This window comes from Paenibacillus sp. FSL F4-0100, from assembly GCF_037993005.1.
Lineage (GTDB): Bacteria > Bacillota > Bacilli > Paenibacillales > Paenibacillaceae > Paenibacillus_AQ.
In genome coordinates, this window is sequence record NZ_CP150303.1 from 3,351,122 (window position 1) to 3,368,123 (window position 17,002).

General features: G+C 49.6%; 14 protein-coding genes. 10 read left to right on the top strand and 4 right to left on the bottom strand.

Going from position 1 to position 17,002, the window contains the following annotated elements; translation table 11 throughout:
* Positions 1 to 199 precede the first annotated feature (199 nt).
* From nirB to MHH48_RS15305, 6 genes are all read left to right on the top strand, one after another.
* Positions 200 to 2,632 (top strand): nitrite reductase large subunit NirB, encoded by a 2,433-nt coding sequence (gene nirB / locus MHH48_RS15280; RefSeq protein ID WP_076326084.1) that lies wholly within the window; start codon positions 200 to 202, stop codon positions 2,630 to 2,632.
* Positions 2,633 to 2,644: 12 nt separating this feature from the next.
* On the top strand, positions 2,645 to 2,965 hold the full coding sequence (gene nirD, locus MHH48_RS15285; protein WP_076326085.1) for a nitrite reductase small subunit NirD: 321 nt from the start codon (positions 2,645 to 2,647) through the stop codon (positions 2,963 to 2,965).
* A gap of 22 nt (positions 2,966 to 2,987) precedes the next feature.
* A complete protein-coding gene (locus tag MHH48_RS15290) occupies positions 2,988 to 3,863 on the top strand; it encodes a formate/nitrite transporter family protein (RefSeq protein ID WP_076326086.1) in 876 nt (291 codons plus the stop codon).
* A gap of 8 nt (positions 3,864 to 3,871) precedes the next feature.
* Complete coding sequence (cobA, locus tag MHH48_RS15295; RefSeq protein WP_256720831.1) at positions 3,872 to 4,627, top strand: uroporphyrinogen-III C-methyltransferase; 756 nt, start codon at positions 3,872 to 3,874, stop codon at positions 4,625 to 4,627.
* Between the two features lie 318 nt (positions 4,628 to 4,945).
* Complete coding sequence (locus MHH48_RS15300) at positions 4,946 to 6,595, top strand: FAD-binding dehydrogenase (RefSeq protein ID WP_076326088.1); 1,650 nt, start codon at positions 4,946 to 4,948, stop codon at positions 6,593 to 6,595.
* Positions 6,596 to 6,741: 146 nt separating this feature from the next.
* Positions 6,742 to 8,073 carry an MFS transporter gene (locus MHH48_RS15305; RefSeq protein ID WP_076326089.1) on the top strand — a complete coding sequence of 444 codons (1,332 nt, stop codon included), beginning with the start codon at positions 6,742 to 6,744 and terminating at the stop codon, positions 8,071 to 8,073.
* Between the two features lie 49 nt (positions 8,074 to 8,122).
* On the opposite strand, the gene MHH48_RS15310 is transcribed toward MHH48_RS15305, so the two are convergent.
* Both MHH48_RS15310 and MHH48_RS15315 read right to left on the bottom strand, forming a co-directional pair.
* Positions 8,123 to 9,040 carry an aldo/keto reductase family oxidoreductase gene (locus MHH48_RS15310; RefSeq protein WP_076326090.1) on the bottom strand — a complete coding sequence of 306 codons (918 nt, stop codon included), beginning with the start codon at positions 9,038 to 9,040 and terminating at the stop codon, positions 8,123 to 8,125.
* Between the two features lie 211 nt (positions 9,041 to 9,251).
* Complete coding sequence (locus MHH48_RS15315; protein WP_256720833.1) at positions 9,252 to 10,058, bottom strand: cytochrome P450; 807 nt, start codon at positions 10,056 to 10,058, stop codon at positions 9,252 to 9,254.
* Between the two features lie 232 nt (positions 10,059 to 10,290).
* On the opposite strand from MHH48_RS15315, the gene MHH48_RS15320 reads away from it, so the two are divergent.
* Entirely contained in the window at positions 10,291 to 10,800 is a 510-nt protein-coding gene (locus MHH48_RS15320) for an AraC family transcriptional regulator (RefSeq protein ID WP_076326091.1), read from the top strand.
* 525 nt (positions 10,801 to 11,325) lie between these two features.
* Here MHH48_RS15320 and MHH48_RS15325 read toward each other — a convergent pair.
* Together MHH48_RS15325 and MHH48_RS15330 are read right to left on the bottom strand one after the other, a co-directional pair.
* Complete coding sequence (locus MHH48_RS15325) at positions 11,326 to 12,045, bottom strand: glycosyltransferase (RefSeq protein ID WP_076326092.1); 720 nt, start codon at positions 12,043 to 12,045, stop codon at positions 11,326 to 11,328.
* On the bottom strand, positions 12,042 to 12,782 hold the full coding sequence (locus MHH48_RS15330; RefSeq protein WP_076326093.1) for a glycosyltransferase family 2 protein: 741 nt from the start codon (positions 12,780 to 12,782) through the stop codon (positions 12,042 to 12,044). Before MHH48_RS15330 ends, MHH48_RS15325 begins: the two co-directional genes overlap by 4 nt.
* A 124-nt stretch (positions 12,783 to 12,906) precedes the next feature.
* Here MHH48_RS15330 and MHH48_RS15335 point away from each other — a divergent pair, with 124 nt between their 5' ends.
* The 3 genes from MHH48_RS15335 to MHH48_RS15345 all read left to right on the top strand — a co-directional run bounded on the left by MHH48_RS15335 (position 12,907) and on the right by MHH48_RS15345 (position 16,962).
* Complete coding sequence (locus MHH48_RS15335) at positions 12,907 to 13,890, top strand: aminoglycoside phosphotransferase family protein (RefSeq protein ID WP_076326094.1); 984 nt, start codon at positions 12,907 to 12,909, stop codon at positions 13,888 to 13,890.
* Positions 13,891 to 14,075: 185 nt separating this feature from the next.
* The gene (locus MHH48_RS15340; protein WP_076326095.1) at positions 14,076 to 14,987 is read left to right on the top strand and encodes an NAD(P)/FAD-dependent oxidoreductase; all 912 of its coding nucleotides are present in this window, start codon (positions 14,076 to 14,078) and stop codon (positions 14,985 to 14,987) included.
* Positions 14,988 to 15,225: 238 nt separating this feature from the next.
* A complete protein-coding gene (locus MHH48_RS15345) occupies positions 15,226 to 16,962 on the top strand; it encodes an ABC transporter ATP-binding protein (RefSeq protein ID WP_076326120.1) in 1,737 nt (578 codons plus the stop codon).
* Positions 16,963 to 17,002: the final 40 nt, after the last annotated feature.

Consider the following 17,002-nt stretch of genomic DNA (forward strand, 5'->3'; position numbering starts at 1 on the left):
TGTAGTGTATATTTCCCTCAAGAACTTTAGATTTCCCGGATACAACGGTGTATCCATTAGCGGCAAAGAAGCCTGCTTTCGTTCCTGGTAAGAGTGTGCCTACTCTACTGGAGCGAATGCAGGCTATTTTAATTTCTTTAAGGCTTCTGATGCATGAACAAGTACATTCTAAGGTGTTAGACGGAGGGGAGCGAAAACCATGACAAAAAAGAAGTTAGTCATGATCGGGAATGGTATGGCAGGGGTACGGGCAATTGAGCATTTAATTAAGCTTGCGCCTGACGCTTATGAGATTACGATATTCGGATCGGAGCCTCATCCAAACTACAACCGCATCATGCTGTCATCTGTCCTGGCAGGTGGTACCGATATGAAGGAAATCATCATCAATGATTGGGATTGGTATAAGGAGAATCGGATCCAGTTATATGCGGGTCATACGGTGACACGGATCGACACCCAGAATCGTCAAGTCTTTTCCGATCAAGGAACTGTTGCTGACTATGATGTATTGATTATAGCCACCGGTTCCAATCCATTTATGCTGCCTTTGCCTGGTGCCGACAAGGAAGGCGTTATCGCATTCCGGGATATCAAGGACTGTGAAACGATGGTGAAGACATCGCAGCAATACAAGAAGGCGGCGGTTATCGGCGGGGGTCTGCTGGGTCTGGAAGCTGCTAGAGGGCTTCTGCATTTGGGCATGGATGTATCCGTGGTTCACCTTAACCCCTATCTTATGGAACGGCAATTGGACGAAACGGCGGCCAGAATGCTGCAGCGTGAACTTGAAACCCAAGGAATGAAATTTCTACTGAGTAAAAATTCGGAATCCATCTCAGGGCGGAAGCGGGTGAAGGCACTCCATTTTACGGACGGGAGCCGTGTCGATACCGATCTGATCGTGATGGCCGTCGGGATTAAGCCGAACGTTTCCTTGGCACAGTCCTCAGGGGTTGAAGTGCATCGCGGAATCATGGTTAACGACTATATGGAGACGAATATCCCCGGTATCTATGCGGTGGGCGAATGCGCTGAGCATCGCGGAATCGCTTATGGTCTTGTGTCACCACTATACGAACAGGGAGCAGTTCTTGCCAAGCATCTGGCGGGTGTGGAGACGAGTGGATACGCCGGTTCCGTAACGTCAACGAAACTAAAGGTATCCGGCGTGGATGTGTTCTCGGCAGGTCATTTTACAGACTCGGAAGGAACAAGATCGATGCGATATCAAGATGAAGTTGATGGAGTATACAAAAAAATCGTGATCCGCGAAGACCGGCTTATCGGAGCCGTTATGTTCGGCGATACGGGGGATGGACCAAAGCTGTTCTCACTTATGAAAAGCGGCGAGTCAATCAAGGGCCGAGAGAAGGAGTTTCTGTTAGGCTTCACGGGTCATGCCGGTACCGTATCGACGGAACAGCGGCTGGCTCAGTTGGCGGATGATGAGATCATTTGCGGCTGTAACGGCGTATCGAAAGAAGCGATAAAAGATGCTATTCTTACGAAAAATTGCAACACCGTTGCTTCCGTTAAAGCTTGTACAAAAGCATCGGGATCCTGCGGCGGCTGCAAACCGCTCGTTGAGGGACTGGTTCAGTTATACGCCGGAGATGCAGCAGGGAAGCCCGTGAAAGAAGGGGTATGCGGGTGTACATCGCTAGGACGGGATGAAATTATCAGCGAGATAACCCGTCTTGGACTTGGAACCGTCAAAGAAGTGATGAATGTGCTGGGATGGGACAATCCGGAGGGATGTTCTAAATGCCGGCCATCCTTGAACTACTATTTGGGCATGCTGTTTCCGGAATCCTACGTGGATGAGAAGGAATCCCGCTTCACGAACGAGCGATACCATGCCAACATTCAGAAGGATGGCACCTATTCCGTTGTTCCCAGAATATATGGCGGGGTGACGTCGCCTTCGGAGTTAAAGAAAATTGCAGAGATTGCGGAAAAATTCGATGTCCCGATGGTTAAGATTACAGGCGGACAACGGATCGACTTGCTTGGCGTTAAGAAGGAGGATCTGCCGAAGATGTGGGAGGAGCTGGATATGCCTTCCGGTTATGCTTACGGTAAAGCCCTCCGTACCGTTAAAACTTGCGTGGGGTCCACGTTTTGCCGATTCGGCACCCAGGATTCCATAGGCCTGGGTGTGCGCTTGGAGAAAGAGTTTGAGCGGCTGTGCACCCCGGCTAAAGTGAAACTCGCGGTTTCCGGATGTCCTAGAAATTGTGCAGAAGCGACCATCAAGGATTTTGGAGTCGTAGCGATTGATGGCGGATGGGAACTGCACGTCGGCGGTAATGGAGGCGTTCATGTTCGGGCAACGGAGTTATTATGCATCGTGAAGACGGAAGATGAGGTGCTCGAATGGGCCGGGGCATTTATCCAATACTATCGGGAAAACGCGCAGTGGAATGAGCGGACATCGGTTTGGATCGAGCGAGTAAGCTTGGACCATGTGAAAAAAGCATTAGAGAAGAAGGAGGACCGCGTCGCGCTCTTCTCGAGAATAAAGCTGGCTTTAAGCAAGCAGAAGGATCCGTGGAAGGAAATTACGTCGGACAGCGGGCTTCGTAAAAACTTCGTGCCTTTGCCTGATGCTGAACCTGTGACGAAATAGGGGGAATCCAAAATGACGAAACTTCAGGTAGGATATGTGAACGAAATTGATCATAAGGGCTCAAGGACCATTGAGGTCGGTGGAACGGAAATCGCGCTGTTCCGTTTATCGGATGGGGATATTCTGGCCGTGGAGAACAAGTGCCCGCATAAAGGAGGCAAGCTTTCGGAGGGAATGGTGTGCGGGAAGCAGGTGCATTGTCCGCTGCATGATTGGAAGATCGACTTATGCAGCGGGCAGGTTCAAGAGCCGGATACGGGCAATGTAAACACCTATCAGGTAGAAGTTGACCCGGTGAGCGGCGCGATTTACCTGCAGGATCGTACGGCTTAACGCATAAGAGAGGGTGCACGATATGGATTATGTGAAACCGAATCAGGTAATGAATGACATGATCGAGGCCGGTGCTGCGAAAGCCCGGCTGAAGACTTCGCAGATGCTCATCCGCGGCTTGTTGTCAGGCGCCATCCTGGCGTGTGCCACCACGCTAGCTTTTACCGCTTCAAACCAAACGAATATCCCGATGGTGGGCGCACTCCTATTTCCGGTTGGCTTTGTGATGATTGTACTTCTGGGCTTAGAGTTGGTAACTGGAAGCTTTGCACTCTTGCCATTAGCCGTCCTGCAAAAGAAGGCTTCAAGTGCTTCCATGCTTGCGAATTATGGATGGGTTATTCTCGGACATGTGATAGGCTGTCTGATTTATGGGGGGCTCTATGCTCTTACCGTGACCAAGATGGGGACGGATATGAGCCATCCGCTTGTTCAGATGATCATCGACACGAGCGAGACGAAGACACTCGGCTATAAGGAGCTGGGCATGAACGGCATGCTGCTGGTGATGATCAAGGCTATGCTCTGCAACTGGATGGTGACGTTAGGCGTTGTCATGGCGTTTACGTCAAGCTCAACGATAGGAAAAATCGTTGCGATGTGGCTGCCCATCCTGATCTTCTTCGGTCAAGGATTCGAGCATGCCGTGGTTAATATGTTTGTGATTCCGGCGGGCATGATGCTCGGGGCGGATGTCAGCATGGCCGATTGGTGGCTCTGGAACCAAATCCCCGTTCTCATAGGTAATTTTATTGGCGGAGCGGTATTTACCGGGGCGATATTGTACTTATCCCAATATGGATTCGGAAAGCGCAGCGAGGTTAAACCGATAGCGAAGACCCAGCATGGACTAAGGGTTATGGATGAGACGGCGGTTCCGGTCGATAAAAGACGATGAGGCCGGGCATGGTGTATATTGTTGGCGCAGGTCCGGGAGATCCGGAGCTGGTCACGCTGAAAGCCCTCCGGCGTATTCAGGAAGCGGACGTCATTATGTACGATCGACTGGTAAACGATGAGCTGCTGAGTTACGCGAAGAAGGATGCTTTGCTCGTATTCTGCGGTAAGGCACCCGGCAGCCATTCCCTTCCGCAGGAGAAAATTAACGAGAACATGGTGACTTATGCCCGTACCGGTCATCATGTCGTAAGGCTCAAGGGAGGCGATCCGCTGATCTTCGGACGAGGTGGCGAAGAGGCGTGCGAATTGGCTGCGCGAGGCATTCCCTTCGAGATCGTGCCCGGCGTTACCTCGGCTTTGGGCGCAGCCTCCTCCACAGGGATACCTCTGACCCACCGTGGAGCTAGCACTTCGGTAGCTTTTGTCAGCGGAACGAGCTGCCATGGAAACGAACGAAGCGTGAGGTGGGACTTGCTGGCTTACAGTGTGGATACGCTTGTGGTGTACATGGGCGTCAGCAGAATGGACGACATCTGCAAGGAGATGCTCGCTCATGGCAAGCCGCCGTCAACTCCCGTTGCTATCGTTGAACAGGGGACACGGGCAGAGAAGCGAACCATCACGGGAACGCTCGGAACCATCCACAAGAATGCCCTTCTTATGAACGTGAAGAATCCGGCGCTTCTGATCATCGGTGAAGTTGTGCGAGTGAGGGATCAGCTCCTGAAGCTGGCTTCGGAGGCGGAGGAACGAACAGGATAAAGCTTATGCAGGTGTGAGGACGATGGATGACGAAGCATGAGCATCGTTTAGTACATTGGAACGAAATACAGATACGCTGACAAAAAAAGTGAACCCTTATCCACTCGGGGTTCACTTTTATTTTGGTGTTAAACATGTTTGTGGCACAGGGAAGGCATACACTATATGAATGCGGCATGAGGTTCCACGATTCCAATTCGTAGTAAGAGGGAAACGCTTACACATCGGAGAATATCATGTTTACACAACCAGTCATGATATTGCCAGAGTGTCGTAGTTTTTGCTTGTTTATTTCTGAAAAAAATGGGGGTGGCACATATGAAATATGACGTAATCGTGGTGGGAGCAGGCTTATCCGGTCTGGTGGCAACCGCGGAGATGGCCGAGGCCGGCAAGCGGGTGCTACTGCTTGATCAGGAACCGGAAAGTTCGCTGGGCGGGCAGGCATGGTGGTCTTTTGGCGGGTTATTCCTTGTTGATTCGCCCGAGCAGAGAAGACTGGGCATCAAGGATTCCCGTGAACTGGCGTGGCAGGACTGGCTGGGAGCCGCTGGTTTCGATCGGGAGGATGACGAGGATCGATGGGGGCGGAAATGGGCAGAGGCCTATGTCGATTTTGCGGCCGGCGAGAAGCGGGCATGGCTTCATTCGTTAGGGGTTCGGTTCTTTCCGGTTGTAGGCTGGGCCGAACGCGGCGGATATCTCGCGGAGGGTCATGGCAATTCCGTGCCACGCTTTCATATTGTGTGGGGCACAGGTCCTGGAGTCGTACAACCATTCGAGTCCAGGGTCAGAGACGCCATACGTTCAGGAATGGTTGATTATCGCTCCCGTCACCAAGTGGATGAACTTATTACGCGGGATGGTGCTGTGACAGGCGTAAGGGGTTCAGTCCTTGCTCCGAGTTCGGCTTGTCGTGGCGAAGCAAGCACGCGGGAAGTGGTCGGCGACTATGAATTTTTTGCAGAGGCCGTCGTTGTCTCCAGCGGAGGAATCGGCGCCAACCATGAGCTGATCCGACAGCATTGGCCGTCTCGGCTCGGGAAGCCTCCCCAATCGATGCTCTCTGGCGTTCCCGCACATGTGGATGGACGGATGCTGGGAATTACGGAGCAAGCAGGCGGGCGGGTCGTCAATAGAGACCCGATGTGGCACTACACGGAAGGGATTAAGAATTGGAGCCCGGTGTGGTCACAGCACGGCATCCGGATACTGCCGGGTCCTTCTTCTGTTTGGCTTGATGCCAAAGGGCAAAGGCTCTCTGCCCCGAATTTCCCGGGCTTCGATACGCTGGGAACCCTGAAAGCCATTCAGGATACAGGCTTTGATTATTCCTGGTTCATTCTCACCAGAAAAGTGATAGAGAAGGAATTCGCCTTGTCCGGATCAGAGCAAAACCCGGATTTGACCGGAAAGAGCATCCGCAAAGTGTTAGGCAGAGCAGGTTCGGGTATCCCGGGGCCGGTGCAAGCATTCCTGGATCATGGGGAGGATTTTGTTGTTGCCGATTCCCTGCCCGAGCTTGTGGACGGTATGAATAAACTGACAGGCAGCGATCTGATCAAGCGGGTGGACATTGAGCGTCAGTTGGCCGCAAGAGACCGCGAGATGGATCATGCATTCACCAAGGATCTGCAGATTACGGCGCTTCGGGGAGCAAGGAATTACATCGGCGATCGGCTGATACGCGTAGCCAAACCGCATAAATTTCTTGATCCGGCCCACGGTCCTTTGATCGCGGTACGCTTACATATTCTTAGCCGAAAAACGTTGGGCGGGCTGCAGACGGATCTATCCGGGCGGGTACTGAATGCAAACGGCGAGCCGGTTCCCGGACTCTACGCGGCTGGAGAAGCAGCGGGATTCGGAGGGGGAGGCGTTCATGGATACCGTGCATTGGAAGGAACGTTTCTGGGAGGCTGCCTGTTCACGGGGAGACAGGCAGGACAGAGCATTGCGAAGCTCTGATGATAGGCTGTCCGTGTTTTGGGTCAACGTACGGCAGATTGCCGTTTAGTTAGCAAATCCTGTATAAGGAAGCGAAATGAAAATTTCTTCTTACTGTAAGATAGTCTATGGTATTCTGTTTGGTAGCACATGAAAGGAGAATGTCCATGTCCCATGAACAGGATATTACTGAAACCAACACAAAGCGGCTGTCTCATATTCAATCTTACATAGATTCGCCCGACTTGCAAAACAAGCTGTATAAGAAGACCCTCATCGTTGTGATCCTCTCGCAAATATTCGGTGGGGCTGGTCTGGCCGCAGGATTGACGGTCGGTGCGCTTTTGGCACAGGATATGCTCAAGACGGACGGATATGCAGGAATCCCGGTTGCTCTTATAACGGTCGGTTCCGCACTGGGGGCCTGGTATATTGGCCGGCTTACCCAGCGATATGGAAGAGGGCCGGGTTTGGCTGCCGGATTCCTGGCGGGCGGTATTGCCGCGATCGGAGTCATATTGGCTGCCGTTTATCAAAATATTTATCTGCTGTTCGCTTCGTTGTTGATATACGGTGCAGGTACCGCAACGAATATGCAAGCTCGTTATGCAGGCACGGATTTGGCTAAACCTTCACAGCGGGCAGGAGCGGTCAGCATGGCGATGGTTTCCACCACCTTCGGTGCCGTTGCAGGTCCGAATCTGGTGGGGGTTATGGGGAACGTTGCGGAATCCTTCGGGATTCCTGGATTGGCAGGACCGTTTATGTTGGCGGCCGTGGCTTTTATTCTGGCAGGCCTGATACTGCTAGTATTCCTGCGTCCGGATCCCTATGCGATTGCCCAAGCGATTGAGGAAGCTAACATTAAAATTTCCGGTGATTTTTCGGCCGGAACGGTAAACGGATCAGAACGAAACAAACGGGGAATCATGGTTGGAGCCTGCGTGATGATATTGACTCAGGTGGTCATGGTCTCAATCATGACCATGACGCCCGTCCATATGAAACATCACGGCCATGATCTGAGTGCGGTCGGTTTGGTGATAGGCATTCATATCGGAGCAATGTACCTGCCTTCGTTAATCACAGGTTTCCTCGTGGACAAAATCGGCCGCATCAGCATGTCAATCGCTTCCGGAGCCGTGCTTCTGAGCTCCGGGATTCTAGCCGCTGTGGCTCCTGACGAATCCATGGCGCTGATCATAACGGCGCTGGCTCTGCTGGGTCTGGGTTGGAACCTTGGCTTCATCAGCGGAACGGCACTCATCATAGATGCAACCCATCCTTCCGCCCGCGCCAGAACGCAGGGAACGGTGGACGTCTTGATTGCTTTAGCGGGAGCATCGGGCGGCGCTTTATCCGGTATGGTGGTTGCCCATACCAGTTACGGTACACTCTCGATTGCGGGAGGTTTGCTGTCGCTGGTGATGATACCAGTTTGTCTAAGCTCGCTGAACAAGCGCAAACCTTCGTCATCCTCAAACAACGCGGCATTATAATGAAACAGCCTCCTATCGTAGTCGATAGGAGGCTGTTTAGTAATGGCCATTAAGGAAGGATATTGCCTGCCGCACGGTAAATGGCATACCATTCTTCGCGGGTGAGCGTTACATCGCCGGCTTTAATACAGTCTTGCAACCGACTGATATTCATCGTCCCGATAATCGGCTGCATGTGTGCAGGGTGACGAAGAAGCCATGCAATGGCAATCGTCGTGTTGGTTACGTTGTATTTTTCCGCAATCTCATCGATCTTCTGATTAAGTTCAGGGAACTTGTCGCTTCCAAGGAACACGCCTTCAAAGAACCCGTATTGGAAAGGCGACCAAGGCTGAATCGTAATGTCGTGAAGTCGGCAGAAATCCAGTACGCTGCCATCACGGTTAACTGCGGCATCATTTTCCATATTGACGTTGATTCCGCTTTGAATCATGGTGGTGTTCGTGATGCTAAGCTGCAGCTGGTTGGCTACGAGCGGCTGCTTCACTGCTTTTTTCAGAAGCTGGATTTGCATCGGATTCTGGTTGGATACGCCGAAATGACGCACTTTACCGGAGCTTTCGAGTTGATCGAATGCTTCAGCCACCTCTTCAGGCTCAACTAACGCATCCGGACGGTGAAGAAGGAGTACGTCGAGATACTCGGTTTTGAGTCTTTTCAGGATGCCATCGACGGAATTCAAGATATGCTCTTTGGAGAAATCGAACATGCCTGGACGAATCCCGCATTTGGATTGCAGAATGATCTTCTCGCGGACTTCTGCATTCATATGTATAGCATCCGCAAAAATTTCCTCGCAAGCTCCGCCGCCATAGATGTCGGCATGGTCGAAGAAGTTAGCGCCTTCCTCCAGTGCGGATAACACAAAACGCTCGGCTTCCGCTTTTTCCAGCGAATTTATACGCATGCAACCCACGGCTACAACAGGTACTTCTAGTGAACTAGTTCCAAGCTTCATCGTTTTCATGATTACGGTCCTCCAATTCAAAAATAGGTTGATTGTGCGACCACCTCGCTGTAGTTGCAGGGGGCAGCAGAGAACTTGTAAGCGAAACTACGTAGATGAATAGGTCCATGCTAACAGTCTCTAGTTTATTGTGACATGTAGGTGGTGTGGTGTACAAGCTTAAATTTGACAAGAGTGCTGGGATGAAATAAATAGCATGGGACTTGGCTTATTACAGTCCTTTGACATTCCGGATGACGATACGGCTGTGAGGAAGAGACGGCATATTATGAAAGCTGAAGCTTGCGTCCTGTACAGGCACTTCATAACTCATCTTGTTCGCAAGAAAGTCGAGGCTCTCCTTCATGATCTCGAGCGTAATCCACTCCCCGGCACAGCGGTGTCCCATATGATGGTCTCCGCCTCCTTGGGGGATGAAATTAAAGGGGCTCCCGTTCCAATCGTCGAAACGATCCGGGTTGAACAGCCCCGGCTGATCCCATAGATCCGGATGATGGTTCGTTCCGTATAAATCGAGGATTGTGAGCACACCTTTATCGAATGCATATCCGTCCCAGGTAAAATCCTTCCGTGCACGCGCAGGCGCAAAGGGGAAGAAGGGGTAGAACCGCCGCACTTCTTGAACAAAATTCTTGAGCAGCTTCTCGTCGGACGTCATCAATTTCTCACGTTCTTCGGGCTGCTGAATGACAGCTAAAGCAGTAAAGCACACGTAAATGGCAACCGCTACGATGGGACGAAGAATGTTAAGGATTTCTACCGCTGCGGTTTCCTTGTCCAGGAGCTCGCCCCTAAGATCGCGGTGCCAGGACATCGTATGCAGGGTGCTGCCCTGTTGCGGATCTATTGCTCCACTGCGCACGTCATCTACGAGGTACTGTATCCATTTTTCCGCTTTGGCACGGGCATATCTTCCCTTCCTATGCTTGATACCCAAGGCTGCTGTAGCCTCAATCATGTCAGCAAGCCAGCCCGTTTTCTCTTTCACTTCCGCTTCGGGAAGTGGCACAGCCGCCACGGTCGCCTCCTGGATATTCAAGATTAGAAATGATTACGTGCTTCCAACACAATATCTTAAATACCCGTTCTCATCCGATTTGAACAAACCAAGCTTCTACTCCCATGTCTAAAGACTGGCATCTGTTTTAGAAATATGTGGGCTTATGGTCCATCCTTTGCAGGATTCTCATGCTTGCGAGAGAAATCAATTAGAATGTACATAACTAAAAATGAGCAGGAGGGTGAGGATCGTGACAGCAGGAGTAACCAAGGTATATAAAGAACATATCCCGTCAGCGCGCTTGATCGGCAAACGGTATTCCGATGAGCATCGGAATGCGGCCGGAAGCTTTGCGGACCGATGGGATGAATGGTCCGCCAATGGCTGGTTCGAAGAGATCGGGAAGCTTGGCGCACTGCCGGAATCTGAGGGTTCTTCTTACGGTATCATGCGAATGAGCGGGAATCAGTTTGAATATTGGATCGGGATGCTGTTCCCGGAGCACACGGAAGTGCCGGTAGGGTTTGATTATGCGGACCTGGCGGAAGGCGATGTGGGGATCTGTTGGTTGTACGGCAATAGGGATAATGGTGAGCTTTTCGGTATGGAACCCCATAACGCATGTATGGCTAAAATCGCCGAACAAGGCTGGATCATGGACGACAATCCGTGGTTCTTCGAACGCTATCACGATATCCGATTCATGACGCCGGATGAACAGGGGAATGTCATATTGGACTACGGTGTTTACGTGAAATGAGACGTACGATTCGCGTTGTATGATTAAGGGGGCCGTCCCAAAAGTAGAATTAGTTTCTTGGCGTACGGCTCTCCTAAACAGAAACCAGATGGTGCCTAAGGATATCTTCCTCCAAATCCATTGGCAGATCGAGTTGGTCCAAGGTAAATTGAATGTACAAAAGAAACCGTTCCTTTCGTAAATGGTTTGGGTCGCACCTCCATTTTACCAAAGAACGGTTTCTTGCGTCTAAAAGTAAGCAATCCGCACGGCGTAACGGAGAGGACGAATCGATTCCGGACAAGCGTCAGCGCTCGCCTTTGCTCCCACATTTCGTCCTTGCTCAGAACCATTCCAAGAAATGTGGGGGCAACAGCGATGGTAGGTACGATTCGTACATGGAGCGTCTTCTAACAGCAAAAAGGGGGCCTCCCGCAAGATCTAAGATCTTTTGGGACACCCCCCTTATCTATTCCTCTGATTCAGTTATGCAAACTACATGCCAGAACTTGATCGCCAAACGATCGGATAATATGAATGCTGCGCCTAGCTTCTGCTCGCGAATTTCTTAGCGTTGTCTACTTTCAGCCTTTTAACGTGTTGAGTAAATAGATTCTTATCACTTACGATCCAAGTGTGATTTTTGGAGTTCTGTCTCCGGTTCGCTATGAAATGGTAGGGACTGCCAGAGTATATTCTAAAGTTACGAGTTATACAATCAGCACAAAATTTGACGCACTCGCTGCGGTTTTGGTTCGGAAATGCTACCTGATTGAATACGTTCCGTTTAACTAGAAGGGTCGCCCCTTGAACAAGGGGAACCCATTGATTGGCCATGTTGGGGTAACGGTACAGAAGATCCTTTTGACCGGCAAGCTGCATGAAGTGAGCCCTTTTTCCTACAATATCAGCACGAGTCTTGATCATGAGGTGGACGCTATCTTTCAGATAATCGGGAGCGTAATAATCATCGTCGTCAAACTTAGCAATGACGCTGTGCTTAGAGACCTTTACTCCAAAATTGAGGCACCTGCCGAGCGATAATTCTTCAGGCTTACTATATATTCTCACGTTGCGATATGGCTTGGCTGCCATTTGATATTCCGATATCTTCAGGCTGCTATGATTTAATATGACGATTAACTCTTTGTGCCTGTAATTCTGTCTGGTGTAATTCTCTAACAGATCGTGTAGGCATTCCGCTCTTTTGGTACCGGTGATGATCGAAACAGTGGGCTGTGATGGAGAAATTGACGTTCTCGTCAAGTTCGATCGCCTCCGGATTTCCGTTGAACGAATGTTTTGTAGTCTTTTACGTACGGAACTTTAGGGTGATTGTTGGTGAGTTCTTTATCACTGATGACCCACGTATGGCTTGATACATTTTTCCTTCGGACTGCCGCGAAATGATACTTATCACCGGAATAGATCCTGTAACCCTTACTCTTACTTCTCATGCAAAATAGATCGTCTTCACCAACGTTTTGATTTGGGAATCGTACTTTGTTATGGACGTTCTTTTTAAACATGAGCGTAGCACCAGGTAGTTTGGTTACGGAGCGATTCTCATCGTTAGGAAAACGTAGAATTAGAGTTTTGGAGCCTTGTAAATACATATAATGTGCGCGTTTTCCTATAATATCGGCGTTCGATCTTCTTAATGACTTCAGGCTGTCCGACAAATAGTGGGGGGCGTAATAGTCGTCGTCATCGAATTTGGCGATAATGCTGTATCTCGTTTTGCTCACGGCGTAATTTAGGCACGCACCCAGCGTGACATGTTCGGGCATGCGGTAAACTTGTATGTTTCGATGCTTGTTGGCCAGTTGTTGGTAAGGAGAGAGGGCGATTGAACTATCGTTGATGACGATAACGAGCTCTTTCTTGGAGTGCGATTGTCTAGTGAAATTACGAAACAAGTTTTTAATATAATTAGGGCGATTGGTACAGGTAATAACCGATACGCCTTGCGGTGTTGAACTATTTTTAAAGCTAGCTGCCATTATATCACTCTCCTTATCTGTGAAGATAATTTCATATATCACATTAGAATATGTAAACTATAAATAGAGGTAACGGCATTACTGCATGTCAACTTTAAAATTTTTATAATAGGAGGGCATCGAGATGAAAGAAGGATGGGAACGCGCAGTGCCGCCGATGCAACTAGACATCACACAAATTCATGACATCATTTCACCCGTATTCCCCGGTAAAAAAGTAGCAACCGCGGAACGGATCGGTACCGGACTTAGCAATACCAACTACAAAATTCGTCTGGAAGGCAGTGCAGAGCCTTATGTGCTGCGCTTGTTCAGGAAAGGTCGGGAGATTGCCGAAAAAGAGCTTGCTATCATTCGAAGAGTACGCCAAACCGTTCCTGTTGCCGATTATATCTATGCGGATATGAGCTGCGGCGTATTCGATAAGCCATGGGCGATAATGGAGTGGAAGGAAGGCGGTCTTCTTCGTGACGTGATGCGCGACGGAAGCGAGCAGGATCTCGTTGCCGCTGCAGCCTCTGCCGGACGCACTCTCGCCAACATCCATAAACACACATTTACGGAATCCGGTTTCTTCAATGGGGACATGGAAGTCCAGGATCCGATGAGGATGGACGGGGAACGGTTTCTCGCATTTATTGAACAAAGCCTCTTTCAGGATCTATGCGGCCAATGGCTCGGGGAAGAGCTAGCTCAATCGGTATGGTCCTTCAGTCAAACGTACAGTCATTTATTGTCGGAGATTGAAGATACGCCTATGCTTGTTCACTCAGACTATAATGGCTTAAATATATTAATGCGGCATGGTCCTGAAGGTTGTGAGGTCTCGGCAGTGCTTGATTGGGAGGACGCCTTTTCATGGAACCGATACGTAGATATAGCCAATATGCTTCGATACGAACCCGATGGATCTGTATTTGAAAAGAACTTTGTTCGTGCATATCGTGAGGAAGGTGCGGTTCTGTATGATCATTGGAAAATCCTGTCCAAGCTTGAGGATCTTGTTGCCTTGTGCGATATGTTAACCCATTCCAGCTTGGCTACGCCCAATCGAATGCATGATCTTCAGCGATTAATTGCGGGAACCGTTCAGGTTACGAAGGGCTGAGTTTTTTTGATTCGTAAATCAAAATAAGAATTGCATTATAGACTCAGTTTATCTATAATAGACATTGTAAGTCTGTAATAATGAATCTTGGTGGCAGTCTTCCTTGAGCACGAAGAAAAACAAGAAGGAATGTCTTCTTGTACTTTTATTATAGACATTAAAGATCCAGAAAGGTGTTGGTATAAATGAGTGAACAAATGCATGATGTCCTTATTATTGGTGGGGGGCCGGCAGGCTTGAATGCTGCGTTGGTATTGGGGAGAGCTAGAAAACATGTGGTGCTGATGGATGAAGGGAAGCCGCGAAATCGGGTTACCCGCGAAACCCATGGTTTTCTTACCCGAGATGGCATTAGCCCATCGGAATTTCGCAGGATCGCAAGGGAACAGATTAGCGTTTATCCTTCTGTTAGTTTTGTAGAGGATACCGCCGCTTCGGTCGCAGGTGTCGATGGTGATTTTCAAATTACGACAGGACAGGGGACGGTATACCGCAGTAAAAAGCTGCTCTTTGCCGTCGGAAAGAAAGATAGCCCCTTGGATATTAACGGATTGGCAGACGTATATGGGAAAAGCGCCTTCGTCTGCCCATATTGCGATGGATGGGAACTGCGGGATCAGCCGCTTGTCGTGATTGCCAAGGGTGCGGGTGCAGCGCATTTAGCCAAAGTCATTGCAGGTTGGAGTGATCGTTATACGATCTGTACCAATGGGCCGGATGAACTGACGGATGAACAGCGCCAAGAATTGGAGGAGCATAACATCCCCGTATTCAGCTCCCCAATTCATCGCATTGAGTCGAACGAAGGGATGGTACGTCAAGTCGTGCTGGAGGATGGAGAGATCATTCCTTGCACAGGCATCTTTTTTGCGCCGAAGCTGGTCTCCGGCTCTGAATTGCCGGCCGCCATCGGCTGTGATATCAATGAAGCCGGAAGCGTGGTCATTGATGCCTTCGGAAAAACGAGCGTGCCAGGCGTCTACAGCGCCGGTGATGCAGCCACCCAAATGTATCAAGCCATTGCCGCCGCTTCGATGGGGGCCTTGGCTGCGGTAGCCATCAACGGAGAACTGCTTAACGAACGTTGGAATCGTTAAAACTTGAATAAACGAAAGGCAGGCTTGGTTTTATCTATGCCTGTCTTTTTTTATGCCATTAGGGGATTTTTTGATTATAAATGATTCTTACACTCCGGGGAGGTACTGTTTTTGGGTATGATGGAGTTATCAAGTAAAAGGAAGGGTGTTTAGAGTGAGAAAAACAATGGACTATATCATGAATCAAGTTTGGAGGGACATGAACATTTAACCCTCCGACATTATGGAGGAGATCGATTTGAATTCTCGAACCAAGAAATTTTTGTCCTATTATAAACCGTATCTGGGGTTATTATTTGCAGACTTGGCATGCGCTTTTGTGGTTTCGACCATTACACTCATGCTTCCGCTGTGTATACGATATATCACCATCAACGTGTTGGAAGGGAATTCCCCGAATCCGCTGAACCAAATCTATGCGGTGGGTGCCGTCATGCTGGCCATGGTCCTCATCCATACCTTCTGCGATATGTTCATTTCTTATAAAGGACATATGATGGGAGCTTATATGGAGAGTGACATGAGACGGGAGCTGTTTGACCATTTTCAGAAGCTGTCTTTTGGGTTCTACGATGAGAACAAAACCGGGCAGCTCATGACCCGCACCACCAATGACATTCTATCGCTAACCGAATTGTACCACCATGGACCCGAAGATATCCTCATTTCCGTTCTGAAGTTCCTCGGCGCATTCATCATCTTGATGTATATTGACGTGAAGCTTACCCTCATCGTGTTTCTCTTTCTGCCGGTGATGGCTGTGTTTGCTTTTTATTTTAATAAGAAGATGAATGTGGCGCTGCGGGTAAGCAAGGATCGGATCGGGGATATCAACGCGCAGGTGGAGGATTCTCTATCGGGTATCCGCGTGGTGAAGTCGTTTACGAACGAACATGTGGAGAGGAAGAAATTCGCCTACGCTAACGGGCGGTTCGTTGACAGCAGAAGGGAAGGGTATAAGAGTGAAACCTACTTTCACGAAGGGTTGGTCGGGTTTACCCAACTCATTACCATCGCGGTCATTGTGTTTGGCGGAGCCGCCATCGTGGATGCCTCGCTGGAACTGGCGGATTTGCTGACCTTTTTCTTGTGCATCGGCATTCTCATCGAACCGATCCAGCGGCTGGTTAATTTCGCTAGGCTGTATCAGGAGGGGATCACGGGATTCGACCGGTTCATGGAAATTCTGGAGGTAGAGCCGGATATCGAGGATTCCGTGGATGCTGCGGCGATCACGCAGGTTCAGGGGAATATCACATTTCAGAACGTGAGCTTTAAATATAAAGATAACTATGAATATGTGCTGAAACATGTATCGCTGGACATCGAGCCCAGCGAATATGTGGCATTGGTAGGCCCCTCCGGCGTCGGCAAGACGACATTGTGTTCGTTGATTCCGCGCTTTTATGAAGTGAGTGAAGGACGCATTATGCTGGATGGACGCGATATCCGGAATATCACACAGCACTCGTTAAGAAGTCATATTGGGATTGTTCAGCAGGATGTGTATTTGTTTGCGGGGACCGTCTTCGATAATATCCGGTATGGCAATATGGAGGCCAGCGAGGAGGAAATCATCGAAGCTGCAAAAAGAGCGAATGCCCATGATTTCATCATGGCACTGCCGGACGGTTATGATACGGATATTGGGCAGCGCGGCGTCAAGCTGTCCGGAGGGCAAAAGCAGCGGCTCAGCATTGCACGCGTGTTCCTAAAGAATCCGCCGATCCTCATTTTTGATGAAGCGACTAGTTCCCTGGATAATGAAAGCGAGAGAGCTGTCCAGGATTCGCTGGAGCGGTTAAGTAATAACCGCACAACGCTTGTCATCGCTCATCGCCTGACAACGGTACGGAATGCACAGCGAATCGTCGTTTTATCCGAGGACGGAATTAAAGAACAGGGCACGCATGATGAATTAATTGCTCGTCAAGGCGCTTATGCCAATTTATATAATATGCAGTTAACCATATAAGCAGGAAGAAAGGCGATTTGTGATCGGTTTATGCACCGGT